Annotated in this window: 17 protein-coding genes; 8 read left to right on the top strand and 9 right to left on the bottom strand. The window is 61.7% G+C overall.

Going from position 1 to position 17,105, the window contains the following annotated elements; genetic code table 11:
- Window positions 1-210: 210 nt before the first annotated feature.
- The gene (locus EFD56_RS10905) at window positions 211-1,278 is read left to right on the top strand and encodes a GGDEF domain-containing protein (protein WP_126905218.1); all 1,068 of its coding nucleotides are present in this window, start codon (window positions 211-213) and stop codon (window positions 1,276-1,278) included.
- A 6-nt stretch (window positions 1,279-1,284) separates the two neighbouring features.
- Here the strand turns inward: EFD56_RS10905 and EFD56_RS10910 are convergent, their stop codons facing one another.
- Together EFD56_RS10910 and EFD56_RS10915 are read right to left on the bottom strand one after the other, a co-directional pair.
- Window positions 1,285-1,896, bottom strand: coding sequence for a pyridoxamine 5'-phosphate oxidase family protein (locus tag EFD56_RS10910; RefSeq protein WP_126905219.1), 612 nt, complete (start codon window positions 1,894-1,896; stop codon window positions 1,285-1,287).
- A 37-nt stretch (window positions 1,897-1,933) separates the two neighbouring features.
- Window positions 1,934-2,914, bottom strand: a complete 981-nt coding sequence (locus EFD56_RS10915; protein WP_126905220.1) for an alpha/beta hydrolase — start codon at window positions 2,912-2,914, stop codon at window positions 1,934-1,936.
- Window positions 2,915-2,961: 47 nt separating this feature from the next.
- On the opposite strand from EFD56_RS10915, the gene EFD56_RS10920 reads away from it, so the two are divergent.
- Complete coding sequence (locus tag EFD56_RS10920; protein ID WP_126905221.1) at window positions 2,962-3,429, top strand: MarR family winged helix-turn-helix transcriptional regulator; 468 nt, start codon at window positions 2,962-2,964, stop codon at window positions 3,427-3,429.
- A 3-nt stretch (window positions 3,430-3,432) separates the two neighbouring features.
- Here the strand turns inward: EFD56_RS10920 and EFD56_RS10925 are convergent, their stop codons facing one another.
- Together EFD56_RS10925 and EFD56_RS10930 are read right to left on the bottom strand one after the other, a co-directional pair.
- A complete protein-coding gene (locus tag EFD56_RS10925; protein ID WP_126905222.1) occupies window positions 3,433-4,623 on the bottom strand; it encodes a low temperature requirement protein A in 1,191 nt (396 codons plus the stop codon).
- Between the two features lie 22 nt (window positions 4,624-4,645).
- A complete protein-coding gene (locus EFD56_RS10930; RefSeq protein ID WP_010012633.1) occupies window positions 4,646-5,020 on the bottom strand; it encodes a gamma-butyrobetaine hydroxylase family protein in 375 nt (124 codons plus the stop codon).
- 184 nt (window positions 5,021-5,204) lie between these two features.
- Between EFD56_RS10930 and moaA the strand changes: the two genes are divergently transcribed.
- Window positions 5,205-6,251, top strand: a complete 1,047-nt coding sequence (gene moaA / locus EFD56_RS10935) for a GTP 3',8-cyclase MoaA (protein WP_126905223.1) — start codon at window positions 5,205-5,207, stop codon at window positions 6,249-6,251.
- A 260-nt stretch (window positions 6,252-6,511) separates the two neighbouring features.
- Here the strand turns inward: moaA and EFD56_RS10940 are convergent, their stop codons facing one another.
- Window positions 6,512-7,297 carry a class I SAM-dependent methyltransferase gene (locus tag EFD56_RS10940; protein ID WP_037139737.1) on the bottom strand — a complete coding sequence of 262 codons (786 nt, stop codon included), beginning with the start codon at window positions 7,295-7,297 and terminating at the stop codon, window positions 6,512-6,514.
- A 115-nt stretch (window positions 7,298-7,412) separates the two neighbouring features.
- Between EFD56_RS10940 and EFD56_RS10945 the strand changes: the two genes are divergently transcribed.
- The 3 genes from EFD56_RS10945 to EFD56_RS10955 are packed head-to-tail and all read left to right on the top strand — an operon-like array spanning window position 7,413 to window position 10,372.
- The gene (locus tag EFD56_RS10945) at window positions 7,413-8,549 is read left to right on the top strand and encodes an ABC transporter substrate-binding protein (RefSeq protein WP_126905224.1); all 1,137 of its coding nucleotides are present in this window, start codon (window positions 7,413-7,415) and stop codon (window positions 8,547-8,549) included.
- Between the two features lie 6 nt (window positions 8,550-8,555).
- The gene (locus tag EFD56_RS10950; protein WP_126905225.1) at window positions 8,556-9,626 is read left to right on the top strand and encodes a FecCD family ABC transporter permease; all 1,071 of its coding nucleotides are present in this window, start codon (window positions 8,556-8,558) and stop codon (window positions 9,624-9,626) included.
- Window positions 9,620-10,372 (top strand): ABC transporter ATP-binding protein, encoded by a 753-nt coding sequence (locus EFD56_RS10955; protein ID WP_126905226.1) that lies wholly within the window; start codon window positions 9,620-9,622, stop codon window positions 10,370-10,372. Before EFD56_RS10950 ends, EFD56_RS10955 begins: the two co-directional genes overlap by 7 nt.
- Window positions 10,373-10,590: 218 nt before the next feature.
- Here EFD56_RS10955 and EFD56_RS10960 read toward each other — a convergent pair whose 3' ends face one another.
- From EFD56_RS10960 to EFD56_RS10975, 4 genes are all read right to left on the bottom strand, one after another.
- Entirely contained in the window at window positions 10,591-11,541 is a 951-nt protein-coding gene (locus EFD56_RS10960; protein WP_126905227.1) for a sugar-binding transcriptional regulator, read from the bottom strand.
- A gap of 21 nt (window positions 11,542-11,562) precedes the next feature.
- Entirely contained in the window at window positions 11,563-13,029 is a 1,467-nt protein-coding gene (locus tag EFD56_RS10965; protein ID WP_126905228.1) for an FGGY family carbohydrate kinase, read from the bottom strand.
- Window positions 13,030-13,098: 69 nt separating this feature from the next.
- Entirely contained in the window at window positions 13,099-14,055 is a 957-nt protein-coding gene (locus EFD56_RS10970) for a transketolase family protein (protein ID WP_126905229.1), read from the bottom strand.
- Complete coding sequence (locus EFD56_RS10975; RefSeq protein ID WP_126905230.1) at window positions 14,055-14,864, bottom strand: transketolase; 810 nt, start codon at window positions 14,862-14,864, stop codon at window positions 14,055-14,057. Before EFD56_RS10975 ends, EFD56_RS10970 begins: the two co-directional genes overlap by 1 nt.
- A gap of 212 nt (window positions 14,865-15,076) precedes the next feature.
- Between EFD56_RS10975 and EFD56_RS10980 the strand changes: the two genes are divergently transcribed.
- Window positions 15,077-16,057, top strand: coding sequence for an ABC transporter permease (locus tag EFD56_RS10980; protein ID WP_012484068.1), 981 nt, complete (start codon window positions 15,077-15,079; stop codon window positions 16,055-16,057).
- A gap of 116 nt (window positions 16,058-16,173) precedes the next feature.
- Window positions 16,174-17,103 carry a sugar ABC transporter substrate-binding protein gene (locus tag EFD56_RS10985; protein WP_077989274.1) on the top strand — a complete coding sequence of 310 codons (930 nt, stop codon included), beginning with the start codon at window positions 16,174-16,176 and terminating at the stop codon, window positions 17,101-17,103.
- Window positions 17,104-17,105: the final 2 nt, after the last annotated feature.

Below are 17,105 nucleotides of genomic sequence, written 5' to 3' on the forward strand. Positions count from 1 at the left end.
AAGTTTTTCAAACACCATTCCCGTGCAGCGGGTATGGATTATCCCGCCAAATATACGTTTTTTGATGAAAAATCATAGGCCTGCCGGAAGTATTGCTCCCCCGGGAACTTGTCGTATGTAATCTTTGGTATATGTCGCTTTAATCTTTTCCCAAGAAATTTAAGCTAACAACTAAATTATTGCCTTTGAATATATGAGGAGTATCGCCGGATGAATACGGCTGTCGCGCCCAAGGTGCAGGTTCCCGATGTCGCGGGTCAGATCACCTATGCCATGCGCTCGATGGGCGTTGCCCCGATACCCCGCAACTACGAACTCTTCTACGAGGCCTATATCGGCTCCAATCCCGCCCTTACCCGAGAACTGGCGGCGCTCGGCGCGCATGCGACACAGGCCGAACTCGACGCGCTTGGCGCACAATATTTCAACACGAGCCCAGTCCGGGTCTTCGACGACGCCCACACGCGCATATCAGGCGAGCTCGACGGGCTGCTGCGGATCCTGAAGCAGGAGCAGAGCTCGCTCGAAAGCTATACCAGACTGCTCGGCGAGACCCACAAGCGCATCACCTCCAAGAGCAATGCCAGCGTCGAACTGATCGAAAACGCCATTGACCTGTTAAGCCAGGCGACTGGAGATACCATGGCGCATGGCGAACGCACCGTCGAGGACGTCGTCCAGCGCTCTCAGGAGATGGATCAAGTCCGCAAGGAACTCGATGAATATAAGCGTATCGCCAACACCGACTCGCTGACGCGCCTTTCCAACCGCCGTGCCTTCGACGACCGCCTCGCCGCCGTTTTCAACAATCCGGGCATGCGGCCGGTGACGGCCCTGCTGCTCGCCGACATCGATAATTTCAAGAAGATCAACGACACCTACGGCCATCCCGTCGGCGACAAGATTCTCGCCACCGTCGCCTCCGTGATCCGCAGCAATGTCCGGCGCGACGTCTTCGTCGCCCGTGCCGGCGGTGAGGAATTCGCGCTGATCATCGAGGGCAACACAGCCGAGGAAGTGACGGCGATCGCTGAGCGCATCCGCCGAACGCTCGAAACCACCCCGTTCAAAAACTCCCGCACACGGGTGAATTACGGCCCGATCACCGTCTCGATCGGCATCTGCATGGCCTCGAATGCCGAGGATGCCGGCGAGCTTTACAGCAGGGCCGACATTGCCCTTTACGGCGCCAAGAATGCCGGTCGCAATTGCATTGTCCTCTATCAGGACGGGATGCAGAAGGACTTCAGCAAGAGCTGGCTGATCTACAAAGCCTGACGGCTTTCACCACATCGTCTTCGCCGCGCGACCGGGCCATTCCCGGTCGTAGGTTTCCTGGTCGAAATCGCCGACGGCGGCCTTCAGCATCTGCCCCGGCGTCGGAAGGCCCGTCGGATCTGCGAAATGCGCGGCATTCCAGAGTTCGGCCCGCATCACGGCGCGCGCGCACTGGAAATAGACCTGGTCGATCGAAATGACGACGACGGTGCGCGGATGTTTGCCGTCCATCACGAAACTCGAAAGCAGCGCCTCGTCGTTGGAGACGACGCCGCGGCCATTGATGCGCATCGTCGTGTTCGAGCCAGGGATCAGGAACATCAGCGCAAGCCTCGGATCGCGCACGATATTGGAGAGCGAATCGACGCGATTGTTGCCGCGCCAGTCCGGCAGATGCAGTGTCTCGTCATCGACGACACGCACCACGCCGCCGAGATCGCCGCGCGGCGAACAGTCGAGGCCTTCCGGCCCGACGGTCGCAAGCGCGGCAAAAGGCGAGATCTCGATCATCTCACGGTAAAGCGGCGTCAGCCGCTTGGTCACCTTGTCGACCGAGGCCTGCGATAGGCCTGCGCCATAGATCGTATTGAGCTCTTCGATGCTGCTGATGATTTTCATGAGGCGTCCCGGCGCGGCTTGATCTTCGCGCCGGACGCTACAATGCCGCGCGCCGTGCCGGAAGCTCAAAAATCGGAATGATTTCCGCATCTTTTTTGATGCTTTCGTCGGAGACGTCTTCCTCGGGGCGACTGTCATGGAGAAACATCGCGATCGCCTCGAGAACCGGCGCGGCGCTCACGATGCGCCGATGCCCGAAACCATTGGCCCACAACAGCCGGACGCCGTCGCCTGCCGCCCCGTAACGCCTGGCATGGGCCGGCGACACTTCCTTGTCGTCCTCCGCATGGATGACAAGCACCGGCCGGCCGAGGCTCCCCGCCGCCCCGCCAGCATCGAAATCTTCAAGTCTCCGACCGGTGACGCGATGGACTTCATTCTCGAGGACTGTCTGTGCGGCGGGGCGAAGGCCAACCATGCGGCCGAAACCGATAAACAGCCAGCGCATCTCGCTCGGTGCGCCGATCAGCACCAGTCGCTCGACATTGAGAGGTGCTGCATCGGGGAGCAGCCCCGACGCCGAGACCATCAGCGCCGCGCCGCCGAAGGAATGGCCGATCGCCGCATCGAAAGCGCCGAACCGCGCCTCGGCCGCCAGGATCGTTTCCACCGCAAGCCCCATATGCAGGAAGCGTCCGCCGGCGCGCCCATGGCCGGGAAAATCGAGCGCCACCACCTCCGCGCCCGTTGCCGCAAGCATCGAAACGAGCTCGGCCATATATTCGGCGCTCGAGCCCCAGCCATGCGTCACCAGGAAACGCTTGCGTTTTCCCCGCGCCCCGCCATTCAGCCGATAGGCATGCGCTTTCGCCCCGCCGGCAAGCTTGAGGGGAATGCGTTCGGCGCCGGCAAGCCGGGCGGCGCCCGCGGCATGCGCCACCTTCGCCCTTGCTCCCTTCGGCCGCGGCGACGGTGTGCGGCAGAACAGCCGGAACGCCGCTCTGCCGGCCAGCTCCGGTGAAACCGCCTGCAGAACCGAAAAACCCAGGCGGGTGACCTCAAGCGCAAAATTTGCCATAGTGAGAATCCAAAAGACTGTTCAACACTGAACAATAAAGTACAACGATGAACAAAAATCAATCCCTCCCCTGGGATCATCCGCGTTTTCGCAGCTGGATCGCGGTGGCGCGCGCCTGCCAGTTGATGCAGCAGTCGCTGACCCGCTCGCTTGCCGATCTCGACATCAAGCCGCCGCACCTCGACATTCTCGTCAATCTTTATCGTTTCGAAGGCATCTCGCAGCAGGAGCTGGCTCGCAAGCTCTTGGTCGGCCGCTCCAACATGAGCATGCTACTGCCGCAGATGGAAAAACGCGGACTGATCGAGCGGCGCGGCGACGCGCGCGACAAGCGCGTGTTGCGCCTTTACCTCACCGTGGAAGGCCGCAGGCTGACCGAAGCGGCGATGGCGATCCAGACCGACCTTATCGAACGCACGCTCTCCGACGAGCCGATCGAGCAATGCATGGCGACCGCCACCTCAATGGAGCGGATCATCGGCGTGCTGCTGCAGGACCTCAGGGACGAGGACTGATATTCAAAGCAGCGTTGGTGCCTCCGCCGTGCCGGTCAGCGAGCGGTATTCCCAGGCCGCGACGATGATCAGCACCAGCGTCGCCAGAATCCCCAGCAGATAGATCTCGATGAAGGGCGCGGCAAAGGCGAGCAGGATCAGGAACACCAGGCCGGCGAGATGCGAGAGCGGCAGCTTTCCGCTGGTCGCGCCCTTGAACCAGAGATTGCCGATCAGGAACAGGCCGGAGCCGCCGAGCACCGCCGCAGCGATGCCGAGATCGCCTGTCTCATGCGGATGCGAGAACATGAACTCGACGGCCACCGCATGCACGATGATGCCGGCAAGGATCGGGATATGACCGTAGGTGAAGGCGAGCCGTGCCAAAGCTCCCGGCGTCTCTTCATGTTCGATGCGATGGGCGGCGCGCCCGTGGCCGAAGCGGAAATAGAGCCACCACATGGCGACCGTTCCGATAAAGCCAGTGACGAAGACGAGGCTGGTCAGGCCCGAGATCGGCAGTTCGGAAAAGGTGCGGCCGGAAACGAGAATCGCTTCGCCGAGGCAGATGATGACGAAGAGCGCGCAACGCTCGGCCATGTGCGCGCCGGACACATCCCAGTCGGTTGGAACGGAGCGGCCGAGGCCTGGTACCGCAAAGCCCGCGGCCGGTCCGGCATATTCAATCGCCAGCGCGATTACCCAGGCGATCAGACGAGCTTCGTGCTCGAGCAGCCCGCCGGCGATCCAGAAGATGCCGGCCGCCGCGAGCCAGACGGTGATGCGGGTAAAATTCATTGTGTTGGCGCGGTCGACCCGTGTCATCGCATAGGTCGTAAACAGCGAGCGCCCGGCCTGCATCGCCACATAGGCGCCGGCAAAAAGCAGCCCCTTGTCGCCGAATGCCTCTGGGATGGAGGCTGACAGCACCAGGCCCAGCATCATCAGCGCCACCAGCATGCCGCGCACGGGCATCTTGTCCGGGTCGAGCCAGTTCGTCACCCAGGCGGTGAAGATCCACACCCACCACACGGCAAAGGTCATCAGCGCCGCTTCTGCGGCGCCGAGCGGCGTATAATGGGCGGCAAGCGCATGCGAAAGCTGCGAGATCGAAAAGACGAAGACCAGGTCGAAGAACAGTTCGAGGAAGGTCACCTTGTTGCCGGCCGCACTCCCCTTGGCGCGCAGCCAGTTCTTTCCGTTCGCTTTCGCCATATATCCTCCAATACTATTGATTTCAGCGCGGCTTTTCGGCGGTGTCGCGGTTCATGCCCTTTTCCCTGAGTTCGTCCTCATAGGCCGAAAAAAGCTCCGCCCCGCGTTCGCCGAGCTCCCGCAAATAAGTCCAGGTGTAGATGCCGGTATCGTGCATGTCGTCGAAGCCGATCCTGACGGCATAATTGCCGGTCGGCGTCATCGAGATGATTGCGACGTTGCGTTTCCCCGGCACCGTCACCTTTTGCCCCGGCCCGTGCCCCTGCACCTCGGCCGACGGCGACAGCACACGCAGAAGCTCGGCCGACAGGTCGAAGCTCTGGCCGTCGTCGAAGGTTATTGCCAGCCTCTGCCGGTCTTTCGAAACGCGAAGTTCGCTCGGCCAGGTATCGCTCATCTCTATCACCCTCTTTCCCCTGGAGAAGTAGGCGTTCGCCTTTTTCGTGGCAAGCGCAAATTAGCGTGTGCGAAATCCCGTTTCCCTTGACGGCGCAATCACATATGCACAAATAGAAAGATATCGCTTGAAAACAGGCAGGCATTCGGTCTGGCACGCCTCAGATCCGGCTGCGGAGGAATTGGTGAATACGAGAATAGGAACGACAGGCAACGCATCGCCGCTTACGGCGGATGCACGTCCGATGATCGACCCTTTCGGCCGGGCAGTCACCTATCTCCGCGTCTCCGTCACCGACCGCTGCGATTTCCGCTGCACCTATTGCATGGCCGAGAATATGACCTTCCTGCCGAAGAAGGATCTGCTGACGCTGGAAGAGTTGGACCGGCTCTGTTCCGCCTTTATCGCCAAGGGCGTGAGGAAGATCCGGCTGACCGGCGGTGAGCCACTGGTGCGCAAGAACATCATGTATCTCGTGCGCCAGCTCGGCGAAAAGATCGGCGCCGGCCTCGACGAGCTGACGCTAACCACCAATGGCTCACAGCTGTCGCGCCATGCCGAAGAACTCTATGAGTGCGGCGTACGCCGCATCAACGTCTCGCTCGATACGCTCGATCCCGACAAGTTCCGCAAGATCACCCGCTGGGGCGATTTCGCCAAGGTCATGGAAGGCATCGACGCCGCCCAGAAGGCCGGTATCAGGATCAAGCTCAACGCCGTGGCGCTCAAGGATTTCAACGCCGCCGAAATGCCGGATCTGCTGCGCTTCGCCCATGGCCGCGGCATGGATTTGACCGTCATCGAGACCATGCCGATGGGCGAAATCGACGAGGACCGCACCGACCAATACTTGCCGCTCTCCGAGCTCCGCGCCGATCTCGAACGTCAGTTCACGCTGACCGAGATCGATTACCAGACCGGCGGCCCGGCGCGGTACGTCAGGGTCGAAGAAACCGGCGGCCGCCTCGGCTTCATCACGCCGATGACCCATAATTTCTGCGAGAGCTGCAATCGCGTCCGCCTCACCTGCACCGGCACGCTCTACATGTGCCTCGGCCAGAACGACGCCGCCGATCTCAGAGCCGCACTGCGCGCCACCGAAGACGACGCCCTCCTCCACGCCGCCATCGACGAGGCCATCACCGGCAAGCCCAAGGGCCACGACTTCATCATCGACCGGACGCATAATCGCCCGGCCGTGGCGCGGCACATGAGTGTCACCGGTGGGTGAGATGCGGTCTCGCGAAGCGGGGAGCATCGATCCAGTGAATCGATCGCAGCGTCGAACGCCCTGAGGTTAAGCGAAGGGCCGGGATACGGTGCGGTTTGCTCCCTCTTCTCCCCAGCGGGGAGAAGATGCCGGCAGGCAGATGAGGGGGCCGCACGGCACGCCCTCTATTGCCCTCGCAAACGCTCAGCGCACTCGCTCCCTTGCTCTGCCGGGCATCTTTCCGCTGGGGAGAAAGCAAATTTGCCGCAACGCCATCCCCATCATCCCGGCTTACGCGCACAAATCGCAAACCGCTCCTGCACCATGCGCTCCAGCCCGCGCAGAAACGGCATCTTGCGCGCCTGCGCCCAATGAATATCTCCGAGCTTGCGGTCGACCACGATATCCGTAAAGCCGGCCTGGCGCAGAAGCTCGACGACCGCTTCGGCCGGCATGTCATGGGAGAAATGCACGCGCGAGCGGATCTTCTGGTGCCGCGCCATCATCTCCGGCGACATATGGCTCGCCGCCGGCTTGCCTGATATCTTCGTCCAAAGTTTCTGCAGGCCCTTGACCCAAGTCTCCTTGCCCATATTGCCGTCGAGGATCAGCACCTTGCCACCCGGCTTCAACACCGCAAACCATTCCTTGAAGGCCGAGGCTGGGTCCACCAGCGTCCAGACGAGATGCCGGTTGGTGATAACGTCGTAGCTGTCCCGCGGCTCCATCGTATTCTCGGCGTCGCCGGAAACGAAGCGGATATCGGTGCCGCGCTTCTTCGCCTTGGCGCGCGCCTGCGCCAGCATCGCGTCCGACCAGTCCAACCCGGTGACCTTGAAACCGACATCGTTCATCAGGTGCGAGATGACTGCGGTGCCGCAGGCAAGATCGAGGGCAGCGCGCCCTTGCCCCTCGCCGAGATGCTTCCGGATCAGCCGCTGCCAGCCTTTCCGCTCGCCTTCCGAAAAGATTTCATGGCCGACGCTCTGGTCGAACGTCGCCGCCCTTTCCGACCAAAAATCGCGGATTTCATCGCGGATGGAATAATTTGTATTCATCGAATTCATCTCAAGTGCCCCGGCGTCGGATCAGTTTGGAAATGCTCTAAAACATATAACTTGATTCACAAAGTCATATTTCTTATGCCTGCGGACATTATTCAGACGTCAGGGGAATTTCCAGATGAGTTTCGTGAAAATGCTCGTAGTGTCCGCAGCTGCGATTGCCGGTTTGATGCCGCTTTCGGCCTGGGCGCAGTCCTTCACCATCAAGGATGTCGCCGGCCGTGAAGTGGCCTTCGACAAGCCGGTCGAGCGTGTGATCCTTGGGGAAGGCCGCATGCTCTACGCTGTCGCGCCAATCGAGAAGGACGATCCCTTCGCCAAGATCGTCGGCTGGCGCAACGATCTCTGGACCACCGACAAGGACGGCTTCAATGCCTATGTCGAGAAGTTTCCTAAAGGCAAGGATCTGCCTTTCCTCGGCAATCTGACCGACGGCACGCTGCAGACCGAGACGGTCGTCAAGCTTCATCCCGATGTGCTGCTGCTGCCGATCGGCAACAAGACGGCGGCCGACGAAGTCAAACTCGAAGACATGCTCGCCGGCATCGGCGTGAAGATCGTCTACATCGATTTCCGCGAGCATATCCTCGCCAACACCGAGCCGAGCCTGAAGATCCTCGGCAAGCTCTTCGGCCATGAGGACCGCGCTGAAGCCGTCGCCGCCTACTGGAAAGAGCAGATGGCGCGCGTCACCGACAGGCTGAAGGCCGCCAATCCGCCGGAGCCGAATGTCTTCATGTATCGCGCCGCCGGCCTGGTGGAATGCTGCGGCACCTTCGGCCCCGATAATTTCGGCCTGATGGTCGATTTGGCCGGCGGCCACAATCTCGGCTCAGATTTCCTGCCGGGTTATACCGGCTCGATCAATGCCGAACAGGTCGTCGCCTCCAATCCGGAGGTCATCGTCGTCACCGGCTCCAACTGGAGCCAGACCAAGGATGCCAAGGATTTCGTCAATGTCGGCCCGAACGCCGCTGCCACCCTCGGCGACAGCCGCAAGGCATTGATCACGCTGATGGAAAACCCCGCCTTCACCGGCTCCAAGGCGGTGGCCGGCGGCAATGTTCATGCGATCTGGCACCAGTTCTATACCAGCCCCTATCAGTTCGTCGCCGTCCAGCAGCTGGCAAAGTGGTTCCATCCGAACCTCTTCGCCGATCTCGACCCGGATGCCACCTTCAAGGAATTCCACAAGAAATTCCTGCCGGTCGCCTATCAGCCGGGTTACTGGGTCGACGCCAAGGCCGGCCAGTAAATCGCAATGGCCGAGATCGCCGCACATTCGATCGACGTGGAAGCCGGGAGGGAGCGCTACCGCGCCCTCGCCCGGCGCAAGCTGCTGATCCTTTTCGCCATGACGGCAGCACTATGTCTGTCCTTCGCCGTCGATCTCGCCTGGGGGCCGGCCCGCTATAGTCTCGGCGAGGTCGTCTCCGCCCTCCTCGACCCGTCTTCGGTTTCCGATCAGATCCGTGCCGTCGTCTGGGACATCCGCATGCCGGTCGCCGTCATGGCGATCGTCGTCGGCGCCTCACTTTCCGTCGCCGGCGCGCAGATGCAGACGATCCTCGCCAATCCGCTCGCCAGTCCCTTCACGCTCGGCATCTCGGCCGCGGCAAGCTTCGGCGCCGCACTCGCGATCGTCACCAGCGTGCCACTGCTGCCTGTCGCCGCCGGCCTGCTCGTGCCGGTCAACGCCTTCATCATGGCGCTGATCGCCACGCTTTTCATCCATTTCGTCTCGCAGGCCCGCGGCGTCTCAGTGCAAACGGTGGTCCTGCTCGGCATCGCCCTGGTCTTCACCTTCAACGCAGCCCTCGCCTTCCTTCAATATCTCGCTTCCGAACAGGCGCTGTCGGCCGTCGTCTTCTGGACGATGGGCAGCCTCACCAAGGCCACATGGTCGAAGATCTGGGTGACGCTCGCCGTTCTGCTGATTGCCCTGCCGCTCTTCGCCCGCAATGCCTGGGCGCTGACCGCCATCCGCCTCGGCGAGGACAAGGCCGCAAGCTTCGGCGTCGATGTCCGCCGCATCCGGCTGGAAACCACGCTCGTCGTCTCGCTGCTTGCCGCCGTGCCCGTCAGCTTTGTCGGCACCATCGGTTTCATCGGCCTCGTCGGCCCGCATATCGCACGCATGATCCTCGGCGAGGATCAGCGCTTCTTCCTGCCGGGCTCGATCCTGTCAGGCGCGCTGCTCCTGTCACTGACCTCGATCGTCTCGAAGTCGATCATTCCCGGCGTCGTCTTCCCGATCGGCATCATCACCGCGCTGGTCGGCGTGCCCTTCTTCTTCTCGCTCATCCTCTCGAACAGGAGCCGGTCATGGTAGCCCTTCAGTTACAGTCGGTCGGCGCCTATCACGGCCGCAGGCTCTTCGTCGAAGATGTGACCACGCCGGTATTGAAATCGGGCGAGATCGTCGCGGTCATCGGCCCGAACGCTGCCGGCAAGTCTACCCTCTTCAAGCGCATCACCGGCCTGCTCAAGGGGCCGGGCGATGTCGTCGTCGAAGGTTCGAAGGCGAAGAACGCCATCAGCTATATGCCGCAGGATACCTCGGCGAACGCGGTGCTGACCGTCTACGAATCCATTCTGCTCGCCCGCAAGCAAGGCCAGTCCTGGGCTGTCGGCGATAACGACCTGCGCTTCATCGACGAGATCATGGCGGCGCTCGATATCACCGCCCTGGCCTTCCGCGATCTCGGCGCCCTCTCCGGCGGCCAGCGCCAGCTCGTCTCCATCGCCCAGGCGCTGGTCCGCGAGCCGGAAATCATGCTGATGGACGAACCAACCAGCGCCCTCGACCTCCACCGCCAGGTCGAAGTCCTCGACTTCATGCGCCGCCGAGCCCGCGCCAAAGGCATGATCGTCCTCATCGCCATCCACGACCTCAACCAGGCGCTGCGCTTCGCCGACAAAGTCCTCCTCATCGCCAACGGCCGCATGCGCGCCTGCGGCGCCCCAAGGGATGTCGTCACCTCGGAGATGCTGCGGGAGATTTACAGGGTCCAAGCCCGGGTGGAGAAATGCTCGATGGACCACGATCATGTGATCGTGGATGGGACGGCGCATTGACGCTGGCGGACCAGCGCGAAAGACAGCGCATCGTGAAGCGTCATGGCCCGAGAGAGCCTCATCCTGAGGTGCGCAGCCCGTAGGGTGAAGCCTCGAAGGACGAGGCGGGCGCTCCCGCCAAGGCGCAACCATCTTGAGGAAGACAGCGGCGGCATCCTTCGAGGCGATCCCGCGGATCACATCTCAGGATGAGGACCCGTGGAGGATGCCTCAGCACATCAGTCGATCAATCGCTGCGCCGTAAATTTGTCCGTAACCAGCATATCGATAACCCCGACGCGCAGCGCACCTGCAATAGCGTCGGTCTTTTTGGCACCGCCGGCCAGAGCAATGACCCGGTCCACCCGTTCGAGATCCTCAAGTGGCAGCCCAATAACCCGGTCGTCCAGAGGCGTCTTGACCGGCTTGCCGTTCCTATCGAAGAAGCGCAGCGAGATATCGCCGACGGCTCCCGCTTCGGCCAGATCGGAGAGTTCGCGCGAGGAAAAGATATTGCCGGACCGAGCGAGAAGTTCGGAAGGTTCGACGGCTCCAATGCCGACGATCGCCAGCGTTATGCTGCCGAACAGGTCCATGGTCTCGCGGACGAACGGGTCGGCCTGCATCAGAAGTTTTGCCTCTCTTGATGTCGTAACACCCTGCACGGGGAGCAGTTTCGGCTCGGCGCCGGTCAGTCGCGCAAGCCGCGTGGTCAGCTGCGTCGCATGCGTCTGCACGGAAGGATCGCCCATGCCGCCCAGGGTCTGGACGACATACTTCGCCTGAGAGCTCTTCTGCGGGTGAATGTTCTCGACCATCTTGAAGATGGTCTGGCTCCAGCTCGAAACGCCGATGATCTCCCCCGGCGCAAGCGTCACCTCAAGGAGATGTGCCGCCGCCTCGCCGATCCGGGCCATAATGGCCCCGTCCCGGTCTTCCGTGCATTCGACGACGATCGCCTCCGGCAGATCGTATTTCTCGCGAAGCGCGCCCTCGAGCTCGCTATAGGTGCCGACGGGGGGGATGACGCTGGTTCGGACGATATCTTCAGCCTCGGCACGCTTGAGCATGCGCGATACCGTCGCCTGCGACAGGCGAAGGTGCTGTGCGATCTCCGCCTGCCGCCGCCCCTCGATGTGGTACATCTGGGCGACCCTTGAAATGAGGCGGAGTTCGTTGAGGCGAGTCATCGCTGATCCCGGAGTGAATTTTTATTCACCTTTAGCCTGTGTTTCGCGGGACGTCGAGCGGGCAAGCGCATCATTCCAGGTCGCCAGAAGGGCCGCTCGATCCACGGCTTGCGGCTCAATGGTTCGGGTGGTTCGCGGCAGCTCCGAGACAACACGGAGATCGCTCCACAAGCCGAGGGAGAGCCCCGCCAGATAAGCAGCGCCGAGAGCCGACGCCTCGGGTGCTTCGCATTGGATCACGGGATGCTCGATGAGGTTTGAGACGCACTGCATCAGGAAGCGGTTCTGGCTCGGTCCCCCATCCACATAGAGCGCCCCGAGCGCGCCGCCGCTTTGCGCCCGCATGGCCGCGATCACATCATGCACCTGGAAGGCGATGGAATCGGTTACCGACCGTGCCATCTGCGCGCGTGTCGTCTTGAAGTTGATCTGGGAGAACAAAGCACGGGCATCGGAATTCCAATAAGGCGCACCAAGCCCCACGAACGCCGGCACGAAGCCAGGCGCGCCCGGCTCGGCGCTCGCCGCAAGTTCGACAAGCGCGGCGACGTCAGCCAGGCCGAGAATGTCCGCCATCCAGGGAAGGCTGGCGGCGCAAACGAGGATATTGCCCTCGAAAGCTAAAGTCGGCTCCCCCCCGATCCGCCATGCGACGGTGGTTGTAACGCCGTTGCGCGGGGCAATGAATTGCGGCAGCGTCGTCATGACCGAAGAGCCGGTTCCGAAGGTCACCTTGCCGTCGCCCGGCTTGAATGCGCCATGGCCGAACAGGGCTGCGTGACTGTCTCCGATCGCGGCCATTATAGGCGTGCCGTCCGGCACCCCAGGCAATCCTTGCGTCCTGCCGAAATCGGCAGAGCTGTCGAGCACCTCGGGCAGCAGCGCGATATCGACGCCGAAGATCTCGCCGAGTTCCTCGCTCCATTTCTGTTCCCGCAGGTCGAACAACTGGCTCCTGGCGGCGTTCGAAGCGTCGCAGACATGCCGGCGCCCGCCCGTCAGGCAGTGGACGAGCCAGCTGTCGATCGTTCCCAGCCGCACCGGCCGCCCGGCAGGAATCCGGTCGAGCAGCCATCGGAATTTCGAACCGGGGAACATCGGATCCAATGGCAGGCCGGTCAGCGCCTGCACACGGCCGAGGTGGCCGTCGGCAATCAGACGTTCGCAATCCTGCGCCGTTCGACGGCACTGCCAGCTGACGACCGGTCCAAGCGGTTCTCCTGTTTCAGCATCCCACGCGGTAACGGACTCGCGCTGGTTGGAAATAGCGACCGCCTCGATCGTCACGTCGGGGCTGGTCTTCAGGCATGCGTCGATCGCTTCGCAGACCGAGGCGTAAAGCCGGCGTGGATCTTGTTCGACCCAGCCCTCCCTCGGATAGGAGATGCCGACCGGCGCCGAACCCCGGCGGACAATTTCTCCCTTTTCGGAAACGAGAACTGCCTTTGAATTGGTCGTACCCTGGTCGATTGCCAGAATTGCCCGCATTCTATCCTCCACAGATCAGGCGGCGGCCGCAGCGGCAAAATGTGCCCCGGCCGCCTCACGTGATCCCAGTTACTTGCGCTTGATCAGCGCCTGTGCGGCGTCGGCGATGGCGGATGGCGACATCCCGTATTCGTCGAGCAGGAACTCTGCCGAACCGGTCGGGGCGTAGACGCCGGGAACGCCGAGACGCTTCATCGGCACTGGAGCATTGTCGACCACCACTTCAGCCACCGCGGAGCCGAGCCCGCCAAAGATCGAATGCTCTTCGGCCGTGACGATCGCTCCGGTTTCCCGAGCGGCGGTAATGATGGCCTCCTCGTCGATCGGACGAACCGTTGCGAGATTGAGCACCCTGGCATCGATGCCGCGTTCGGCGAGAATCTCGGCAGCCTTCACGATGCGATGCGTCAAGGTGCCGTTGGCGATCAGAGTGACGTCGGAACCCTGGCGCAGGAGATTCGCCTTGCCGAGTTCGAACCTATGCCCCTCCGGAAGAAGGTCGGGCACTCCGACCCGTGACAGACGCAGGAAACAGGGCCCGTTGTAGGTCGCCGCCCAGGCAACGGCAGCAGCGGTTTCGATCCGGTCGCAAGGCGCGATGACCGGGAGATTGGGCAATACGCGCGTCCAGGCGAAGTCTTCGATCGAGTGATGAGTCGGACCGAGTTCGCCATAGGCCATGCCGGATGAAATGCCTACCAGCTTGACGTTGGCGTTCGAGTAGGAAATGTCGGCCTTGATCTGCTCCAGCGACCGGCCCGTGAGAAACGGAGCAGCGCCGCACACGAAGGGCAGCCGCCCGCCATTGGCGAGCCCTGCTCCGACGCCGACCATGTTCTGCTCCGCGATGCCGACATTGACGAGGCGCTCCGGAAACCTCGACTTGAAGCCGCCGAGCTTGGAGGAACCGACCGAGTCGTTGCAGACCGCGACGATCGTTTCGTTTTCGGCTGCCAGCCGCTCGAGCGTAGAGGCGAATGCGTCGCGGCAATCGTGGAGCTTGGGTGGGTTTACTGGCGCGTTCATTACAGTGCCTCCGACAATTCTGCCAATGCGATTTCGTATTGTTCCCTACTTGGCACCTTATGGTGCCACTCGACCCGGTCCTGCATGAAGGAGATTCCATGGCCCTTGTTGGTGTGGGCGACGATGCAGTGCGGTCCTGAACCCCGGCGTTCGAGAGCCGGAACGATCTCGCGCATATTGTTGCCGTCGATCTCGGTGACTTCCCAGCCGAAGGCTTCGAGCTTCGGACGAAGCGGAGCGAGATCGTTGGTTTCGGCAAGCGCAGCACCCTGCTGAAACCTGTTGTGATCGATGATCAAGGTCAAGTTGTCGAGCCTGAACTGGGCTGCCGCCATGATCGCTTCCCAGTTGGAACCCTCCTGCATCTCACCGTCGCCGGTAACGACATAGGTGCGATATCCAGCGCCCGAGAGCTTGGCGGCTTTCGCCATTCCCACCGCGACCGGAAGGCCGTGGCCAAGCGGACCGGTATTCGTTTCGACGCCAGGAACCTTGTTGCAGTTCGGATGCCCGTTCAGCCTCGAATGCGGCTGCAGGAAGGTGGAAATCTCCTCCTCCGGGATGAAGCCGCGTTTTGCGAGCGTCACATAGAGGGCGCAAGCCGTATGTCCCTTTGAAAGAACGAACCTGTCGCGGTCGGGATGCTTCGGCTGGTCCGGCCAGACATTCAGCACACGAAAATAGAGCGCGGTCAAAATGTCGATGACCGACATCTCCCCGCCAATATGGCCGGCGCCCGCTTCAAAGACCGCCTGGAGATCGCGCAATCGGATCTCGCGGGCGATGCGCTCAAGTTCTGTCGTATCCATAGGGTTCCTCTTTATGCATAAATATTCACTTATCGATATTTTTGCACAACACACCGATTAGTCAAGCCTCCAAACGAGGCGCTCATGAGGATATGCCGGTACAAATAGAGTTGACAGCAGGAAAGCAAGTTGTTAATGAATTTTCCAGCAATGGTGAATAATTATTCTAGCTTGCACAAATATCGGATACAAGCCTAGGCATGGGAGGAGCAATGGTGGCGCTCGATATCAATGAACACAGGCTTTCGTCCGGCGCTTGGCTCGGTAAGCTCAAGGGAGCGACCGGTCCGCTCGTGGGATTGCTCGCGCTGTGCATCTTTCTGAGCTTCAGCACAGACACGTTTCTTTCGGTTCGAAACGGCCTCAATATTCTCGACCAGATCACCGTCCTCGGCATCATGGCGGTCGGAATGACCTTCGTCATCCTGATCGGCGGCATCGATCTGTCCGTCGGCTCGGCCCTCGCCCTGGCGATGATGGTCATGGGCTGGACGGCCAACGTCGCCGGTCTGCCGCTGCCCGTCGGCATCGCCTTTGCCCTGATCGCTTCGGCTATTTCAGGCCTGATCGTCGGGCTTCTGGTGACGCAGTTCAGGGTTCCTGCCTTCATCGCCACGCTTGCGATGATGTCGGCGGCGCGCGGCGTTGCGAACATGATCACGGACGGTCAGCAGATCGTCGGCTTCCCCGACTGGTTCATGATGCTGGCGATCGATCGCCATTTCGGCGTCATGACTGCCACGGTCTTCCTCATGCTCGCGGTCGTTCTTGCGGCGTGGCTCTTCCTGCACTTCCGCTCCGAAGGACGCATGCTCTATGCGGTCGGCGGCAACCCCGAAGTCGCGCGACTGGCCGGCATCAACGTTCCGCTGGTGACGATATCAGTCTATGTCGTGAGCGCCGTCCTTGCGGGGCTCGCAGGCATCGTGCTCGCCGCCCGCCTGGATTCTGTCCAGCCGTCCAGCGGCCTGGGCTATGAACTGGACACCATCGCCGCGGTCGTCATCGGCGGGACATCGCTCTCCGGCGGCGCGGGCGGCATCGGGGGAACATTGATCGGCGTCCTGATCATCGGTGTGCTTCGCAACGGCCTCAACCTTCTCAACGTCTCGCCCTTCCTGCAGCAGGTGATCATCGGGATCGTCATCGTGCTCGCGGTCGGCGCAGAGACCATTCGTCGGCGTCGCGCCTGACGCGCATGCTCCGCCGCGTTGGCGGACACGGAATTCCGTCCCGGAAATTCGGGGCGGATCAATAACCCCAGGGGGAGGACATACCCTAGGGTCCATCAAAAAACGGAGGAACTACAATGAAAATTGCGCGCACCATGTTCGCGTCCGCTGCACTGCTCGGTCTCATGCTCGGTCCCGTACACGCGGCGGAACTGAAGAAGCTCGGCCTGGCCGTTGCCAACCTTCAGGCAAACTTCTTCAACCAGATCAAGCAATCGGTCGAGGCCGAAGCCAAGAAGCGTGGCATCGAAGTCATCACGGTCGACGCGAAGGGCGACGGGCCGACGCAGGTCAATCAGATCCAGGATCTTCTGACCCAGAAAATCGACGCGCTGATCTACATTCCGGCAGGTGCGGCAGCGGCGACCGTTCCGGTCAAGCTCGCGAAGAACGCCGGCATTCCGGTCGTCAACGTCGACCGCAACGCCGAAGGCGCGCCCGGCGATACTTTCCTCGCGACCGATTCCGTCGCCTCTGCCAAGGCGGTGTGCGACTACATCCTGAAGGAAGCCGGCGGCAAGGGGAAGATGGTCATCATCCACGGCCAGAAGGGCACGACGCCGGAAGTCGATCGCTCGAAGGGCTGCGGTGAATCGCTCAAGGCCTATCCGGATGTCAAGGTCGTCGCCGAACAATATTCGAACATCTGGAGCCAGGACGAGGGCTTTCAGATCATGCAGAATATGCTGCAGGCAAACCCCGACGTCTCAATCGTCTTCGCACAGGCCGATGGTCTCGCACTTGGCGCCGCGCAGGCGATCAAGGTCGCCAATCCCTCGCAGAAGATCGTGGTCGGCGGCTTCGACGGCGATACCGCGGCTCTCGAAGCCCTCAGCAAGGGCGTCTTCAACGTGACGGCGACCCAGCAGACCCAGAAAATGGGCCGCGACGCAGTCGAAAACGCCGCCAAGCTTGTCGCCGGTGAAAAAGTACCGCCGGTACAGCTCTTGGATGCCACGCTGACAACCAAGGAAAACGTCGCAGGCTTCATCGCCAACCATCCCTAGCG

Source organism: Rhizobium phaseoli (genome assembly GCF_003985125.1).
Lineage (GTDB): Bacteria > Pseudomonadota > Alphaproteobacteria > Rhizobiales > Rhizobiaceae > Rhizobium > Rhizobium phaseoli.